Raw genomic sequence first — 17,036 nt, forward strand, 5'->3', positions numbered from 1 at the left:
CTATACGCTTCAAACATTTAATTTCGAGTCAATATGTCGAGGATGGATGGGCAGGTGCACCGATGACCGTCGCCGAATACGACCGGATCGAGCTGGTGTTCGTCAGTTCGACGAATCGAGTGGTTCTGGGGATGACGGAGGAGCGACCCTATGTGGCGGGCTCGTCGCTCGATCTGGACGAAGACTTTCGCCGCAAGATCAATACCTATATCGATGCGGCCCGCAGCGGGCACGCGGCCGCCGTATATCGGGTGAACGGAGACTCCCGGACGCACGGCGTCGATATCGTGTTGTACAGCCGCACGCGTCCTTCGGATGTCGTTCTCCACCTGATCGAGCGGGTCAACGGCGAACTCGCGGCGGACGACATCCGAGCCAGGTGGGAGTCCATTGCTTCGAACGATATCGGTGTCGATGTGGTCGAGCACGCACTCGTCACCGAGTCGCTACGCACTGTCGGCTCCGATCGGCGCGCCGCTCTGATGTGGGTGGTGCTCATCGGACGCGACGGCGCGGCGGGCGTCCAGGTCGAGCACGGTGACGGCTCGATCGCCGACGTCGCGGCCTCCGACGGATTGTTGGCTCTGTTGTCGGAACACCGACACGTTTCCGTACGGACCGGACGCGGGGCCTGGCTCAGCGGTCGGATTCTTATCGAGAACGGCCAGGACTATACCTGCCGATTCTCGACGACGGACCTTCCGGAATGGATGCCGCTGCCGGGCGCGCCACGACGGCCGGGCCGTGTCGGCTCTGCGCGAACCATCTAAGGTCTGAGCTATGGGAGATATCCTTTCGTGGGTCGCGGTGCGGGGACAGTCGAGGTCGTCGGTTCTCGATGAGTTGGATCTGACCGATATCGAGGGTGTGGACCAAGGGGGTGTCGACGCGGTCTCGCTCGCAGATTGGCACATCGTATTCGACCCCGAGGTGAATCCACCGGGGTATCTGCGCTACCCGGATGTGCTGCAACGGCTTTCGCGGGGTGCCGAAGTCGTGGCCTGCTACGAGTCATCTTTCGGGCCGAGCAGTGTGGCGGCGGGGCTGCGGGACGGTCGGCAGAGTTGGGTCGTGGGCCATGACCGGGACGTCTCGGCCGATCACCTCGAATACGAGGGTGATTTGCCGGGGGAGTTCGCCGATGTCCTGGCCCGTGCCCGGGCGAGGCAGGCGGCGAGTCGCGAGGTGGATTTCCTCTACGAGGTGCCCCTCGAACTCGCTTGGCTCGTGACGGGTTACCGAGCGGATAATGTGCTGCGCGGTGAGCGGCCCGCCGGGTACTCCTCGTCGGTGCGGGCTTTCACGGCCACCAGGGTCCACTACTCGTATCGGGTCGTCGGGCTGACGGATCGGGCGCAGGCCATCAAGGTGCTGGGCGCGGTCGGGGACGTCCACGATCGTGAATACCTGGGCGAGGACGTGTTCAACAGTAGGGGTGAGGAACCGGACGGACAGTGGACCGCCTACGGCGACACCGAGGACACACCGGTCTTGGTCGCGGGTTTCGATCGGTGGCGCCCCCGCTTCGAGGAAGCGGTCACCCGCGCGGCGGCGCAGGTTGCACCGCAGGCGCGGGTCGAGATCGAGTGGAGCTTCCCCGACGATCCCGCGCGGAAGGTTCCGTAGTCAGCTCAGCTCAGCTCGCCGCGTCCGCTGCGACTACCCGGCAGGCATATTTGCGGACGCGGCTACAACTTTAAGTTCCAGCGCCACATCAGTGGCGTGATCGAGACCCGGATCCGTATCAATCGGTGCGGGTGTTTGTGGGAACGCGCTCGCTCCAGGAACCGCTCGCTTCCAGCGCGGTGTTACGCGCAATCCGGGGTGATCTCGAAGAGGAAGTGATGGTTGCGCAGGTGTTCGTCCACGCCTGGCAACGATCCATCGATACCTGTCTGCGCCCCGTGGTGGCGGCCCGATACTCGACGTGGCCACCGCACCGCCTCGAACGCCTGACTATCCCGGCCGCAAGGCCTCGACCTCGAAACCGAAGTGAAGAACTGGGCATGTTGCCGTCCACGCGGCCGCAGCGGCAGCGAACTGAATACGCACACAGGTTTGTTCGGTGTGATGCACGCGACATATCGTGAGACGAGTATGTTTCGTGGCTCGGCTGGCGATACTGTCTGGTTCGTCCATGTCGACGCTCCGCCGGGGGAAGCTTCATGTCGTTGTCTCGTCGCAGTTTCCTTGTCGCGCCTGTTGTCGGCGCAGCGGCGACAGTGCTCGGGCAACCGGTCGCGGGTGCTGCGGAACCGACGGTTATCCGTGTCGGTGATTCCGCTTACGCGACGTTGACGACGCGTGGCTACAACCGGAGGTTCACCGCGCGGCCGAAGCAGATCTTGGTGCCGTCGAACGCGGAGGAAGTTCGGGTGGCGGTCGCACGGTCGGTGAGCGAGGGATCGCCGCTTGCGGTGCGGTCGGGTGGGCACGGGTTCGACGACTTCGTCGACAACGACCGAACGCAGACGATTGTCGATTTGCAGCGGATGAATGCGGTGTCGTGGGACGAGACCCATCGGGCGTTCGCGGTCGAAGCCGGCGCCGATCTGGGTACCGTGTACGAGCGGTTGCTCGATGGTTGGGGTGTGACGGTGCCTGCGGGGATCTGCAAGGGTGTCGGCGCGGGTGGTCATGTGAGCGGCGGTGGATACGGTCCGCTGTCGCGGCGGCTCGGTCTCGTGGCGGATCACCTGTACGGGGTGGAGATCGTGACGGTCGACTCGAGCGGTACGGCATCGATCGTGGTGGCGACCAAGGATGGTCCGCACGCGGATCTGTGGTGGGCGCATACCGGCGGAGGGGGCGGCAACTTCGGTGTGGTGACGCGGTATCTGCTTCGTTCGGCGCACTCGGACGGCGCGGATCCGGAGCGCGGATTGCCGAAACCGCCGGCAAGCATGATGCACACGAGGTTGGTGCTTCCGCTGGCGACCGAGGAGTCGTTTGTTCGCTTCGTCGGCAACTACCTCGCGTTCTTCGAGCAGCACGGTGCGCCGGGTGATCCGTTCAGCGGGTTGTACGCGCCGCTGCACCTGCGTCCGGGTATCACGGGTTCCGATGTGCTGATCCTGCTCGACGCCGATCGGCCCGATGCCGGAATGCTGTTCGACGAGTTCGTCGCCGCGGTGTCGCGGGGCGTGACACCGCAACCGGTCGTGCTGCCGCCCACTCGGTCTTCCTACGCCGATATCGTCTCGGGTGTCTACTACGCCAAGGGCATGCCGGGTTTCCGGGTCAAGGTCAAGTCTGCCTACCTGCGGAAGGTGTATACGACCGAGCAGTTGCGCACCCTGTACCGCTACCTCACCGATATCCGTTTTCTCGGTGAATCGCAGCTGGAATTTCTGCCTTTCGGCGGTGCGACCAACGCCGTGGAGTCCGACGCCACCGCGATGCCCATCCGGGACTCGTTCATGAAGATGCTCATCCACGCCGCCTGGCGTATTCCCGGTGACGACGACCGCTATGTCGCCTGGGCCCGGGAGATGTTCCGCGATGTCTTCGCGGGGACGGGTGGTGTGCCCGTGCCGAACGAATCCTATGGCGGCAGTTACATCAACTACCCCGATCCGGATCTGGCCGACCCGCACTGGAATACCTCCGGGGTGCCGTGGCACAGCTTCTATTACGGCGAAAACTACGAACGGCTGCGTGGGATCAAGACGAAGTGGGACCCCAACAACGTCGTCCAGCATCGGCTCTCGATCGGCCGATCGGACTGGTGAACCGGTTCCAGTCGGCTCAGCGACCGTCGGACCGGTCGAATGCTGTTCCAGGAGCTGGTGTTCGAGCGTGGTTCGACTGCGGTTCGACGATTGCCTACGCAACACAGTGCCGTGTGGCGCGGGTTCGATCTGATGGCGGAGTGCGCCGCCCCCGGCGTCGAGGCGGTGGCCACCATCGAGAGAGTGAGATCCGATGTCGACAAGTGATTTGGGATCGACTGATTTTCGGCTGCATCTGCTGAAGACTATGGATGCGCCCGATTCGCTTCTGACCGCCGCATTAGATGATCTCGGCTCCTCGAAGGAGGACATGCTCGCGAGATCCGCCGATGTCCACCGGGCGCTCTGGATACGCGACGGCGGGTCCGCGAGAAATATCCTTCCGATGTTGGATCGGGTTCGGGTGCCGAGCCCACGCGAAGAGGGCAGTTTCGCATTTTCGCTGCCTGTCTGGAAGGACTTCCTGTACGTCGTCTCCTTCGATGCGACCGGGGATATTGACCCAGCACTGAATGGTGTGGGGTGTGGTCGTTTTCGTGTAGGTCTGTGGGGTGGGTGATGATCTGAGGGTGGACATGCGCAGGCTTTCGCCGGGTCAGCAGGAGGTGTTGCGGATGCGGGTGGTCGCGGCGTTGCGGGAGGGGATGACCGGTGCTGAGGCGGTGCGGGTGTTCGGGGTGTCGGAGAACTCGATCCGGAATTGGAAGGCCCGCTATGCGTTCGGTGGTGTGGAGGGACTGGAGTCGCGGCGGCCGGGCCGCAAGGCCGGTGCTGCGCGGAAGTTGACCGCCGATCAGGAGGCGGCGCTGGTGGAGGCGATCATCGAGTTCTGCCCCGAGCAGGTGGGGTTGGACGGGAAGTTGTGGACCCGGCGTAAGGTGGCCGAACTCGCGCGCGGGTTGTTCGGGGTGTCCTACACCGAGGAGGGGATGGGGAAACTGTTGCGGCGCACGGGTTTGTCGTTCCAGCGGCCGGACCGGCGTGCGATCGAGGCGGATCCCGAGGCGATGGCCGAGTGGGTCGAGTCGACGTATCCGGCGCTGGTCGAACGTGCAGAGGCCGAAGACGCGGTGATCTTGTTCGCCGACCAGGTCGGGGTGCGCCCGGATCACCTCTCGGGTGCGACCTGGGGGCCGGTGGGTCGGACACCGACGGTGGCGCGGACGGGAAAGCGGTTCTCCCTCAACGCGATGTCGGCGATCTCCCCGCGCGGTGACATGCGGTTCACCGTGTTCGCCGGACGGTTCGACACCACCGAGTTCCTCACCTTCTGTAAACGCCTGATCAGCGGATACGACACCAAGATCCACCTCGTCATCGACAGGCACCCGGTCCATCGCGCGAAAGCGACCAAGGAATGGATGGCCACCCACGCCGAGGAGATCGAGCTGCACTACCTGCCGGCCTACGCCCCGCACCTCAACCCCGAGGAACTGGTCAACGCCGACCTCAAACGCACCCTGGCCGACAAAACCATCCTCGGCCGCGACCACATGGAACTGGCGGTGCGGTCGTTCTTCCGGCGCGTCCAGAAACTGCCTGACCACGTTCGCGGCTACTTCCAAGGCCCACACACGATTTATGCTTCAACCGTTTAGTTCTGGGTCAATATACCATCATGATCGGCATGGACATTTACGTCCCTGGCTTTGTTCGCATTGACGAAATACGCCAGATCGGCGACACCGCACAGGTGGAGGCGTATGTCCAATACGACGACACGAATCTGACTGAGGTGTACCAGGTCACGGTGACCTTCAACCCCGATGCGCCTATCAGCAATCCGGACTGGACCCCCATGGGCAAGATCTTCTTGCAGACTGGGCAATTCGCGTACGTGTACTTCTACAAGTACCTGCTCCCGCCTGTTCCCCCGGGGCCGCATGAGAACACACTGCGTGTCATGAAGGTCAGTGGGGACATCTGGAACCTCGAGGCCGTAATCCCAGGTTTCGTGCGCGTCGACCAGTTCCGCCGTATCGGAGAGCTGGATTCGGTCAAGTACGAATTCGCTGTTGTCATCGACACCGCGTTGCGTGATGATCTGTATCGGTTCAAACCGTCGCTGGCGCTTGCAGACCCGAACATTAATCCTGGTGAGCAGATCCTCGGAGTTGCCGAACAGTCCTCGGGGTTGGCTTACATGAAGCTCGTGGTGGAACCGATCCCTCCAGTCAGCTGACGCGCTGAGACGCATAACTCAGGGGTGCAATGAATGCCGGGGATTATGCGCTGGTCCTGCTCTCGCGGCTGCTGCATCCGTATAGCTGTGACCGAGAGAAACAGCAGTGGCGCATGCGGCAAGACGAAGCGGATGCATATTCCTGGGCAGGACGCCGGAGGCGCGGTATGAGATCCCGGCGTCGCTGGAAGAAGAAATCTGACCCTCTGCGCGGTCGCTGCACGTAGGACAGCAATGACCGGCCCCCCAAGCGTGTCGGTCGAATCCGTATGACGCACGGGGCGTGGCCTTTCCAGGTCGCGCCCCGTCTTTCGTGCATCCACGGTGGTGCCTGTCTCGAGACATGTTCCGAGGCGGCTGCTGGCTGGATGCCGTGGCTGAAAGCTCGTGTGTCCCTGCGTGTCGATTCGCGTATGCGGCGTTTGCCCGCGCACAGCAACTGAATACCCGCTGTCGCTTGGCTCGATCTTCGGGTCTTGCGTCGTTGAGTGAGCCTTTTTCATCCTGCTTGATGGTTGGCTGTGAGATCTGTTGCTCTGCAGGGTAGTTCGGCTGGACGTATGGCGAAGCCCCTGGTAGATCGGTGTTTACCACAACCTCCGAACACCAAGGGCTTCGATGCTTTTCTACCGTGCCGCGCTGCCGTTGTCACGCCAGACTCTCGACTACGTCGCCGGCGTTATCCGGCGACACCGCGCCGCGATCGGGTCGGTGTGGCGGCGGCTCAACCCGGGCCGACAAGCCCTGCTCGTCCTGGCCTACCTGTGCAAGGGTGAAACCTTCGGCGACTTGGGTGCGGGTTTCGAGGTCTCCACCACGACCGCGTGGCGCTACGTCGAAGAAGCCGTCGTACTGCTGGCCGCACGATCACCGGATCTGCGAAAGGCTTTGCGGCGTGCGAAGACCGACGGGTATGCCTACCTGATCCTCGACGGCACGCTGATTCCGATCGACCGGGTGGCCGTCGACCGCCCCTACTTCTCGGGGAACACCGCCACCACGGAATGAACGTGCAGGTCATTGCGGCTGCCGACGGTGACATCGTGTGGGTGTCGGGCGCGTTGCCCGGCAGTGTGCACGATCTGAAGGCGGCCTGGATCTGGCGGATCCTCTACGAGCTCGAGCAGGGCGGGTGGATCACCCTGGCCGACAAAGGATATCAAGGCGCAAACGCGCTGCTGACCCCGTACAAGGGCAGGAACAAGCCGGAATCGCAGAAAGTCGCCAACCGTGCTCATGCGAAGCTGCGTGGCCGCGGCGAACGAGCCAACGCCCAGCTCAAAACCTGGCGAGTACTGCGGAAACTCCGGTGCTGCCCCGACAAGGCCGGACGACTCGTCAAGGCGATCCACGTGCTACAGAACCGCGAACTTCAAACCGCCCGACAAGGATGAAAAAGGCTCATTGCAGAAGAACGTTCTCGACCGCCGTTCCTGGCGTACTCGGGAGCAACTGCGTATCGCGATTGTCACCTGGATCGAACGGACCTACCACCGGCGCCGACGGCAAACCGGCCTGGGCCGCTTGACCCCGATCGAATTCGAGACAATCATGACCGCGTCGGCCAGTCAGGCCGCGTGACCGAACTGTCACCTGATCCTGCAGCAGTCCCATGCTCTGCCTGTCGTCCAACGCTGGAGAGACTGATCGCCGCAGTGTCGGTGTCCTGGCGTCCACGGCCGTGGCCCGACCCGCCCACCAGAGCTTGGCAACCCCGGGACCGGGGCAACTCACTCACCGCAAGTCCTTCCAATGTCCCCCTGTGTGGTTCACACGGGGGGACAACGGATCCGGCGGCGGACACAGCGAGCCACATCACCGCCACGATCCCCGAACGCAGCGATCAGCAGGCCCACCGTTGTCGCCAGGCAGCACTGGTGGCCGTCTACCGACCTTCGATCGGACCGCGTATGGATGCCGCAATGTGGTTGATCGTCGGTCCAACTAACTGAAGCCCTGCCGCCCACGTCGCCGTGTGGGGGCAGGGGCTGATTGTTTACTGTCCGTCGCCGTCGCCGTCGCCGTCGCCGTCGCCGTCGCCGTCGCCGTCGCCGTCGCCGTCGCCGTCGCCGTCGCCGTCGGAAAGGACCGGTGCCACTTTACTGAACGTCGTTTCGTCCCAACCGGCGTACGCCTTCCACGCCCCGATGTAGTCTGCGGCGAACAACGGCGCATCGGGGAGCGGTGGGATGTCGAAGGCCGTCGTCAAAACCCACAGGTTGTCGGCCAGGATTCTGTAGTGGTTCAGCAGCTCGGCGGTGAGCTCGTTCGCTTGGCTTGGTGAGATGTGGTGGTGCGCGGTGTACCACGTTCCGGCGGCATGGATGCGTTCGAGTGCATAGGCCGCCGCCGCGCTCTCGACGAGTTTCTTGGCCGCGGGGTCGGTGATGGTGGCGGCTTCGGCGACCAGGGCTGTTGCGGCGAGCCTTTCGGCGGTCGCGGTGGCTAGTGCGATGGCGGCCGAGTCTCGGCCGAGGACGACGCCGATGGATTCGTAGTCGCCGCCGCGTAGGGCGGCGGCGACGGCGCGTTCGCGTGTGATGAGCAGATTCACATACCACGGCAGTGCCGCCGGCGTGTTCGGCAGCCGCGCGGCGGTCAGGTCGATGCGGGACTTTCCGGCGGTGACCAGCATGATCTGGTTTTCGCCTTCCGCGGTGATGATCGCTTCGAGGTTTGCTATCCAGTCGGTGAGGTAGTTGTTGCGCAGCGCCCCCTGGGCGGCAGCGCGTTGCCGCAGGACGATCAGCACCTGGTGGGCGGTGTTGGACAGCAGCGGTTTCGCGAGCATCGGCAACAACGACTGCACGGGCCCAGGTTCGGTGGATTCTGCACGTAATTCACGTATTCGGCGTCCGAGCACGGTGGCCGCATACACCGCGGGGACGGCGGCCACGAGGTCGAGTTGCACGGCGTCGCGCTCGCGCATCAATTTTCCCCTGCCGGTCCGGCGTTGGTCGGCGTAGTTGACCAGTCCTGCTACGGCAGCGCGTGCGCTGGCAATGGCTGCGGTGGCAAGATCCAGACGCCCGTTGTCCAGGACACTGATCGCGGCGTGAAAACGTTGGCGCGGCTCCAACTCGCATTCGAGGTGCCCGTCGTCGCTCATGTGGGCCCAGTCGCCGCCCAACAGGGCTTCGCGGGGCAACCACGCGCGATCGAATCGGATCAGCGCGTGATCCATCGGGGCGGCTACTTTGTCCGGTAGTGGCACAACCTCTACGCCGTCGGCCAGACCAGCCGCAGTGCGTAGTCGCATCAGGAAGGGCATCACGCCTTCGTCGCGGCCGCCCACGATGGCACGGGCTGTGACCACCACGTTCTTCGGGACTTGTTCGTCTGCGACGTTGGGCATGAATTTTGCAGCCGGAGCGGCTGGTGTGGTCAACCAGAATCCGCCGGTGACCGGGTCCCAGGTGGCGGTCGTCTGTTGGTCGGCGCCGTTGGTGCCGGCGAGCTCGGTCAGCATCAGCACGCCCAGCGCGGCGCCGGTATCGAGCTCGGCCAGGCATTGCTGCTGATAGTCCGAGCCGTCGCCGAGAGCGAGGATCGCGCCGATGGCGAGGTCGAAATGCCCGGTCAGCACCAGAAGCAGCCGTGGTGCCGCAACCTGCGCCCAGTCGCACAACGCGCCCCGTAACCAGGTGTTGGAGGCGATCTCCCGGGCCGGCATGCCGAGCCGCGCGATCACTGTCCGAAGCAGCTGTGGCGCGGTCTGGGTTTCCTCGGTGTAGGTCGCGCCGGATCGCGGCACGTCGGCGAGCCCGACAACGACGTCGCGGACGTGGGCGTACAGCTCGGCATGTGCGCCGAAGATCACCTTCCGCAGAGCCTCCACGGTAGCGTCGGTGGCTCCGGCTTCATCGAGTGGTGGTGGCTCGGTGGAGGACACGGTGGCGGAAATGTCTGCGATTGTCATGCTTTACCCCTTCGAAATCTGATCCAGAACCTCTGCCCCCGGGGCCGAGTCGACATTCGCTGAGCTTCCCGGGATTTCACGCGGTCGAGTCGTCGGCTCACCTCACTTTCGCTGTTGTTACCTCAGATTCGGTGGCGCGGATCGAGGGGGAATACGACCGGGAGTTCTGCCAATGCTCGGTGGAATCCGCCGGGTCGCCACTCCAGCTCCGCTGCCGGAACTGCCAGCCGCAGCTCCGGCACCGAGTCGAGGAGTTCGTCGATCGCATCCACCGCGATGCGGTGTGCGGCCGATCGAGCGTGTTTGGGGCATTGGTGTGGTCCTGCGCCCCAGCCCAAATTCCAGCCGTTGCCGGCGTAGTCACCGGTGTTCATCCTCGGATCGTTGCTGCACGCGGCCATGCTGGTGATCACGGGCTCGTTGGCAGGCAGCCAGACCCCGTCGACGAGGATCGGCTGGCGGGGATAGGTGATGCAGTAGTTGGCCAAGGGCGGGTCCATCGCCAGGATCTCGTCCACCACGGCGCTGGTCGGGATGAAGCCCAGCTCGTTACCGGTGAAGCGGCTGTCGGTCAGCATGAGCAGCAAACTGTTGGCGATGAGGTTCTGTCCCGGCTCCATCCCTGCGGAAAAACAGGTGACGAACTGATGGATCAGCTCTTCGTCGGTGAGCTTCGCTTCGCTGTCGTGAACCAGTCGGGTGGCCACATCGTCGCCTGGCTCGATGCGTTTGATCTCGACGAGTTTGAGAAACGCCTGGCCGAACATGTTGTTGACCGTCTCGGTGTCTGTCGAGTCGAACAGCGCTGCGCTCGCCGCGGCGATCGCCTGACCGATTTCCGGTGGGCAGCCGAGGATCTCGTTGAGCACCGTGCACACCAACGGCTGGACGTAGATGCTGATCAGATCAGCGGTCCGCTCATACTCGTCTCCCACGGTCGGGAACTGTGCGATCAGCGCCGCCGCTGCCCGCTCGACCATCTCGTGCAGTTCGTGTTGATCGACCTTCTCGAGCGCGTCGTTGGTCGCCTTGCGATAGCGCAGGTGCTCGAGGCCGACACTGCGCAGCGCGTTGGGCCGCCACTCCACCATCGGAAGAATCGGCAGATCATCCGGCACTTTTTCCTGCCACCGGCGCGGATCGGCAGGAAAGTGGTCCGGGTCGCTGAGGATCCGCACCGCCGTCTGATAGCCGATGACCAAGGTTGCGGGCACCCCTGGGTATATCTCGATGGGGACCAGCGACCCATAACGTCGACGCATCTCGTAGTAGGCGGCGTGCGGGTCAGCCGCGAATTCCGCGCTGTAAAGCGGGACCCGGTCGCTACGGTGGTCGGCCGCGGGCTGGTCGATGCCTGGGCGGGGCTGTGTCTGCCTGGAAGTCACTGAAAAGGTTCTCCTCGAGGAAAGCCGGGTTGGTCGGGAAGGAAGTCCGCCTGTGCGGCGGCGTCGCGCGGCAAGCGCTTGCTGCGTCTCGGTGGGCAGCCGGTCGCCCTGGGGGATGGCTCAGTCGGCTATTGCGTTGTGACGGACAAGGCAGTCAGACGGTGACCGGTAGGCGAAAGTAGGCGCCGGCCTGCATCCGGAGCGTTGGATTCCCGTGATCCGTCTGCCATTGCGACCTCGCCACTTCGAACTCCCCTGCTCACACCGTCACCATAGAGCGCTCAGACCCGACCCCTGACATGATCGAAATACCGACCGGTACGCCAATAGGCTTAGGCCACCACGCTTTTCGACTACCGGCGATTGAGCATACCCACCTTCACGATCGTTCGCACTGCGAACCATCTGGGACAGCAAAGGCGGCACTGCCGCATGGCGCACGTTGAACATCTGGGGTGTCGAGGTGGCCTGGGACAAGACTCGCTACGACTGTCCCATTCCAGGCATGCTCGATTCCGTCTAGTGCCGGATCGCCAGCGGCGTCAGGAAGGGATATCCGGCGGCACCATTTCGGATGATCAGTTGGGAGCTGACTCGTCGTCAGCGCAGCGCCGCGCGGGTGGCGAGCAGTTCGCTGGGGTAGTGCCAACCAGCGGTGGAACTGGATTGTCGCACAGTGCGCTTCGACGTCGTCGGCGATTATCTCCGACGACCGCAGCGACAGCGCTGGCAGTGGCGGCGCTCGCCGGGGGCCGACAGGCTGTTCGGGGTCCGGTTCGAGCCAGATCACGGCGTTGTCCTGGAACGGCCGGCTCCGCTCGGTGCCCGCAGTCGCGGCGGATGGATTTGATCTGTCACGGGGTGTGTGATGCGGAGTGTGATGATGTCAGGCCGTGGCTGGCGGCCGCAATGGCATTGGCGTTCACCCCACGCTCAGCGAGCCGCAACAGTTCCTCGATGTCTCCTGCCGGTTTCTGAGTCAGCCTGCTGCGCACCAGTTCTTGTGCGATTCGACGGCATTGGTCGTGCTCTGACACATCGACCAGCACCCGCTCCGGCACGTATACCGGGTGCTGCGTCCCCGATCGGTAGTGATGCTGCTCGACCGAACTCAGGTCCAGCTCGGCAGCAACCGCCGCCTCGCCGGTTGCCTCTACGCGCGCAGCGCCCGTCTGATCCATCACCGAGGTGACGAGATCGCCGACAGCCGGTATGTGTACGGGTGGATCGGTGTCGCGGTCGACAGTGACAGCATGGCCGACGGATTCGGCACTGGAGGCGGGACTATCGGTCTGGCCGACCATGCTGATGAGCTGGGCATAGCGTGCGGCCACCCACGCGTGCAACCACATCAGCACGACGACCATCACCGGCGCGACCGCATACTCGGCCGCGCGACCGAAGTTTCCTGCTACGAAGTGAGGACCACTGTTCAAACCGACCGTCGCAGTCAACAGGCAGGCCTCGAAAAGAAGAATTCTGCGGCGTTCGACCGTGACACCCAGTCGCGCGGCGGTCGCGGCCTGCGCCATCACCTCCAGGATCGGCACCGAGATCATCGCCTCGATCCCGAACGACAGCAGCCACAGCAGCCACCAGGACGCGCCTGTCGGTCCGCTGTCGGGAACGAGATTGCGTCCGACGTTCACCGCAGACCACACCATCCCGACCACGATGACCGCGCGTAGCCGCAACGACGACCAGGTAGCGCGACGGTGCAGCATCCCCTCCAACGCATCAGGGCTGGTAGCGCGACGGCGCTCCGCTCGAGCGCGCGCATGCCAGCGCAACTCGCGCTGCTCACCTGCCCGAATCCGCTCCTGGGTGCGCCGACCGCGAGTCCTTGACGCCCGACCCCGGCGATGGTCGGTCCGGCGATCGTGCCGGTCCTGCGCGCGAATCCACCGCCGTAATCGTTGTTCGGCTTCGAGTTCACGCTCGTCGATCGCGTCGTACAACGCTTGATCTTGTAAGGCAGGCAGACACGCTTTCGCCGCGGCTAGGCGGCGAGCAAGGTCATTCGGATCCAGTGCGTCACGGCGACGCGTGCACAGCGCGAATAGTTCGCGACTGGCCCCGGCCATATGGCTCGAGGTTCGCTCGCGGGCAGATTCGGTAGCCGAATCCAGCTGATTTGCAGCGGAATTCATCTGAAAGGTTCCTCCGAATGCGCAGGTGGAAGTGGGGGAGCCAACGGATGTGGCTCACCGGTCAAGACCGACAGGGCATAGGCGACCTCTTCGGGGGTCGCGCGGGTATAGATCGAGGTGGCGCCGTCGGCATGGCTGTCGGCGTGGCCGGCGTAGGCCTTTGCGACGGCGTGGCCGAAATTGCGCTCCACCCATGTCAACGTGGTATGGCGCAGCCAGTGGCAGCTAATTCCCTGCTGCTTCACCCAGGGCAGTTTCCGGCCGATCTGCTTCCACATGGTGTCGAAGCGCATTCCAGTGATCGGATCGCCGTTCCGGTAGCGCAGAAGTCTTTCGTCGGCTTCGGCGGTAATCGGTTTGCCGTTCTGCGCTCGCCGGTTTGTGCCCTCGCTCAGGTGGGCGCGCGATTCGTGGTGTTCCAGAAGCGCCCGCATGAGGGTGGGCGACACGGGTTGCCACCGCTGGGTGTTGCCCTTTTCGCGCAACAGGATCAGGCACTGGTGGAGGTCCAGATCACGCTTCCTCAATGCCAGGACGCCACCCTTCCGGCAAGCGGTTTCTGTGCACAGACGAAGGATGAGCGTGGTGAGTTCAGGGTCATCGCCATACTCGGCCGCGACACGATTGATCTCCGAGAGGCGGTCGGCCGGTATCGCTCGACGCCGCGAAGAGCGCTTTTTTGGCTTGACCAGTTTGGCTGCAGGATTGTCTGCGAACCGGATCAGGTTGTCATCGACCGCCTGGCGGTAAAGGTAGCGCAGTGCGTTGATCGTCGTATCGACGATCAACGCCGGTCCCGCCGCGGTCACTACGCCGGATAATCCGTCCGGCTTGGATCGTCGCGATGAGTCGTTTGAACTCTGTGACGGTCGGCTCATCGAGCCGACGATCCGGCCACAGTTCAACGATTTTCCTCCAATAGCCCGTGTACGCCTCGCGTGTTCTGCCGGGGGGCAACGCCGCAGAAACGATCGGTATGTACTCGGCGAAGGTCGGTACCGGCGGCCTCGACTGCGCCGTCACGAGGTCCTCGACAGTCAGTCCCAGTTTCTCGAGGAGCAACTGTGCGGTCTGCACTTCGACGCTTGATGCTGATGTTGTCATCGGACCACCCGCGGGGAGGCCGGTGCTTGCCGCGCACGTGTGACCATCATGTCGACAGCGATCGGGGCGAATATGAGAAGCAGGCATGCTGAGCGGTCTGCGGCGAGCAGGATCCGGTCAGATATTTCTATGCCGACCTTGCGACGGAATCGAGCTGGAAGCCGGAGGTCGCCAGCGGTCGTGATCCACAGTTCGGGATCACCGAAGCACCCGACGACGACGATGTTGCCTTCGAGCCGATACCCGAGCTGCACACCGGGCCGCCAACCAAGGGCGGGGAAGAGTGCTCTTTCGATCACCCGGCCCCGGGCGTCTACACGCCGCACACTGTGAAGCCACTGCGATTCATACCGAGGAGCACGCTGATTCAGCGTCGTGAGAGGAAGATCGTTCTGGAAGTTCGCCCGTCCCGCAACCGGAGGAACCGGGCCTCGGCCGGGGACGACCGGCGGCAAGATGCGGTTCACGACGACCACCCCTCGCCTGCCAGCCGCAGGCGTAGTGTGAACAGGCGTCGGTGCGATGTGCCAAATCTGTTGTAGAGGACGTGCCAGGTTGCGAGATCGCTACGGAAATGTGTCCTATCGCGTGGTGCAGTGGGGCACTGGCAATGTCGGCCGGCATGCTTTGGCCGGCGTCATCGCTCACCCCGACCTGGAACTGGCCGGCGTGTGGGTCTCGGGCCCGGACAAGGACGCGGTGGACGCGGGAATGCTTGCGGGGCTGGACTATTCCGTCGGTGTGACGGCGACCACCGATGCCGAGACCTTGCTCGCGTCGCGCCCGGACTGCGTCGTCTACTGCTCGATGACCGACAACCGGCTGTTCGAGGCCGTGCAGGATCTGCAACGCATTCTCGCCGCGGGAATCAACGTTGTCGCGTGTGCTCCGGTGTTCTTCCAATACCCCTATGGCGTGCTGCCGGACGAACTGCTGAATCCGGTGCAAGAGGCTGCCCTGCAAGGGAATTCGTCGCTGTGGGTCAACGGCATCGATCCGGGATTCGCCAACGATCTGCTGCCCCTCGCGCTCGCGGGCACCTGTCTGCGTGTCGACCAGGTGCGCTGCCTGGAGATCGTCGATTACGCCAGCTACGACAACCGGGAGGTGATGTCCCACATCATGGGCTTCGGCAAGCCCATCGACGACATTCCGATGCTCTTGCAACCCGGCGTGCTTTCGCTGGCCTGGGGCGGCACGGTTCGGCAGCTCGCCGCAGGAATCGGCGTCACCCTCGACGCCGTCACCGAGACGTATGAGCGGATCCCCGCGCCGGCGCCGTTCGACATCGCGACCGGGCATATCGCCGAGGGCACCGCCGCCGCCTTGCGTTTCGAGGTGCGCGGCATGGTCGGCGACGTGCCTGTCACGGTGCTGGAGCATGTGACCCGGCTGCGGCCCGATCTGTGCCCGGACTGGCCGCAGCCGGCACACCCCGAGGGCTCCTACCGAATCGAGATCACCGGAGAGCCCAGCTACGCGATGGATCTGGTGGCCTCGAGCCGAAACGGTGACCACAACTACGCGACCCTGCTGGCCACCGGCATGCGCATAGTCAACGCCGTCCCCGCCGTAGTCACGGCGCCGGCCGGAATTCTGACCGCGTTGGACCTCCCGTTGATCACCGCACCGGCGGACCGTCCGAGCCGCTGAACCGTACCCGCTATTTCCCGGACGCCCACATGTTGGACACTAATCGGAAACTGGGTGTGTCGGATAGCGCCTGCACGGATTCGTAGATGCGCTGGTACGCGGTCGAGGTGATCCGCCATCGGCCATCGGTGTCCCGGCGGTAGGTGTCGGTGTAGTGTCCCGCGCCACGGATCAGCACACCGTATTCGGTCGTGATCACGGTGTCCTCGAAAGCCCAAGCGCCCGTGGCAGTGTCACCGTCGACGCGAATCTCCGGATGGTTGGCCACGTGCACCGTGATGACCGAAGGTCCGAGATTTTCCCGCATGAACGCGGTGACGGCGGCACGGCCGTCCAGATGCAATGGCCGGCCCATGGCGCGGGTGCCGTAGCGTCCGGTCGCGTCCACGGTGAGGGTATCGGCGAACGCGTCCCACTGTTTGAGATCGAGGGTCCGGAAGTAGCGGTACTTCAGCTGGCGGACGGCTTCGATGGCGTCGAGATCCATTCGTCGAGCCTGTCACGTGCGGCCACGCCAGACAAGAACGTGTTCTATTTTTCGGCGTCGGCCAGAGTGTCGAGGGGAGCGAGTCGGTCGGTGTCGCGCCGGCGCAATCGGGTACTCGAATTAGGGACGCCATCGTGCGGGACGCACGCGTCCGTGCAGTCGATGTGACAACCAGGGAGTTCGTGATGACCAACCGTACCGCCCACCACGACACCGCCATCGATCAGGATCTGGCCCTGCAAGCGGCCGCCGAGCGCTTGGCGGATGAATTCGATGGAGTCGTCAGCGAAACGGCGATCGAGGATCATCTCCATTCGGCGTACGACCATTTCGCCGATCACGCCACCGTTATGAGCTTCTTGCCGCTGTTGGCCGAGCGCTACACGCGCGAGTGGTTTTCCGATCGAGCTGATTCGCCGAGCTGA

At 64.0% G+C, this 17,036-nt stretch carries 13 protein-coding genes and 2 pseudogenes; 10 read left to right on the top strand and 5 right to left on the bottom strand.

Annotated elements, in window-relative coordinates:
* Positions 1-62: 62 nt before the first annotated feature.
* The 8 genes and pseudogenes from ACT86A_RS26830 to ACT86A_RS26865 all read left to right on the top strand — a co-directional run.
* Entirely contained in the window at positions 63-770 is a 708-nt protein-coding gene (locus tag ACT86A_RS26830; RefSeq protein ID WP_445095010.1) for a hypothetical protein, read from the top strand.
* Between the two features lie 10 nt (positions 771-780).
* A complete protein-coding gene (locus tag ACT86A_RS26835) occupies positions 781-1,626 on the top strand; it encodes a hypothetical protein (protein WP_445095011.1) in 846 nt (281 codons plus the stop codon).
* Positions 1,627-2,165: 539 nt separating this feature from the next.
* A complete protein-coding gene (locus tag ACT86A_RS26840) occupies positions 2,166-3,731 on the top strand; it encodes an FAD-binding oxidoreductase (protein ID WP_445095012.1) in 1,566 nt (521 codons plus the stop codon).
* Positions 3,732-3,924: 193 nt separating this feature from the next.
* On the top strand, positions 3,925-4,290 hold the full coding sequence (locus tag ACT86A_RS26845) for a hypothetical protein (protein WP_445095013.1): 366 nt from the start codon (positions 3,925-3,927) through the stop codon (positions 4,288-4,290).
* Positions 4,283-5,329 (top strand): IS630 family transposase, encoded by a 1,047-nt coding sequence (locus ACT86A_RS26850; RefSeq protein ID WP_445095014.1) that lies wholly within the window; start codon positions 4,283-4,285, stop codon positions 5,327-5,329. The genes ACT86A_RS26845 and ACT86A_RS26850 overlap by 8 nt, the downstream gene beginning before the upstream one ends.
* 20 nt (positions 5,330-5,349) lie before the next feature.
* A complete protein-coding gene (locus tag ACT86A_RS26855) occupies positions 5,350-5,913 on the top strand; it encodes a hypothetical protein (protein WP_445095015.1) in 564 nt (187 codons plus the stop codon).
* Positions 5,914-6,531: 618 nt separating this feature from the next.
* Positions 6,532-7,307, top strand: a pseudogene (locus ACT86A_RS26860) (transposase family protein).
* A gap of 10 nt (positions 7,308-7,317) precedes the next feature.
* Positions 7,318-7,494 (top strand): annotated as a pseudogene (locus ACT86A_RS26865) (IS3 family transposase); the annotation flags it as partial.
* 415 nt (positions 7,495-7,909) lie between these two features.
* Here ACT86A_RS26865 and ACT86A_RS26870 read toward each other — a convergent pair.
* From ACT86A_RS26870 to ACT86A_RS26885, 4 genes are all read right to left on the bottom strand, one after another.
* Positions 7,910-9,832 carry an acyl-CoA dehydrogenase family protein gene (locus tag ACT86A_RS26870; protein WP_445095016.1) on the bottom strand — a complete coding sequence of 641 codons (1,923 nt, stop codon included), beginning with the start codon at positions 9,830-9,832 and terminating at the stop codon, positions 7,910-7,912.
* A gap of 122 nt (positions 9,833-9,954) precedes the next feature.
* Positions 9,955-11,217, bottom strand: coding sequence for a cytochrome P450 family protein (locus ACT86A_RS26875; RefSeq protein WP_445095017.1), 1,263 nt, complete (start codon positions 11,215-11,217; stop codon positions 9,955-9,957).
* 854 nt (positions 11,218-12,071) lie between these two features.
* On the bottom strand, positions 12,072-13,175 hold the full coding sequence (locus tag ACT86A_RS26880) for a cation:proton antiporter family protein (RefSeq protein ID WP_445095018.1): 1,104 nt from the start codon (positions 13,173-13,175) through the stop codon (positions 12,072-12,074).
* A gap of 188 nt (positions 13,176-13,363) precedes the next feature.
* Positions 13,364-14,176, bottom strand: coding sequence for a tyrosine-type recombinase/integrase (locus ACT86A_RS26885; RefSeq protein ID WP_445095019.1), 813 nt, complete (start codon positions 14,174-14,176; stop codon positions 13,364-13,366).
* A gap of 871 nt (positions 14,177-15,047) precedes the next feature.
* Between ACT86A_RS26885 and ACT86A_RS26890 the strand changes: the two genes are divergently transcribed.
* A complete protein-coding gene (locus ACT86A_RS26890) occupies positions 15,048-16,124 on the top strand; it encodes an NAD(P)H-dependent amine dehydrogenase family protein (protein WP_445095030.1) in 1,077 nt (358 codons plus the stop codon).
* A 10-nt stretch (positions 16,125-16,134) separates the two neighbouring features.
* Here ACT86A_RS26890 and ACT86A_RS26895 read toward each other — a convergent pair whose 3' ends face one another.
* Complete coding sequence (locus ACT86A_RS26895) at positions 16,135-16,611, bottom strand: nuclear transport factor 2 family protein (RefSeq protein WP_445095020.1); 477 nt, start codon at positions 16,609-16,611, stop codon at positions 16,135-16,137.
* A 185-nt stretch (positions 16,612-16,796) separates the two neighbouring features.
* Between ACT86A_RS26895 and ACT86A_RS26900 the strand changes: the two genes are divergently transcribed.
* Positions 16,797-17,036 (top strand): three-helix bundle dimerization domain-containing protein, encoded by a 240-nt coding sequence (locus ACT86A_RS26900; RefSeq protein ID WP_445095021.1) that lies wholly within the window; start codon positions 16,797-16,799, stop codon positions 17,034-17,036.

Source organism: Nocardia glycosmidis (assembly GCF_052545115.1).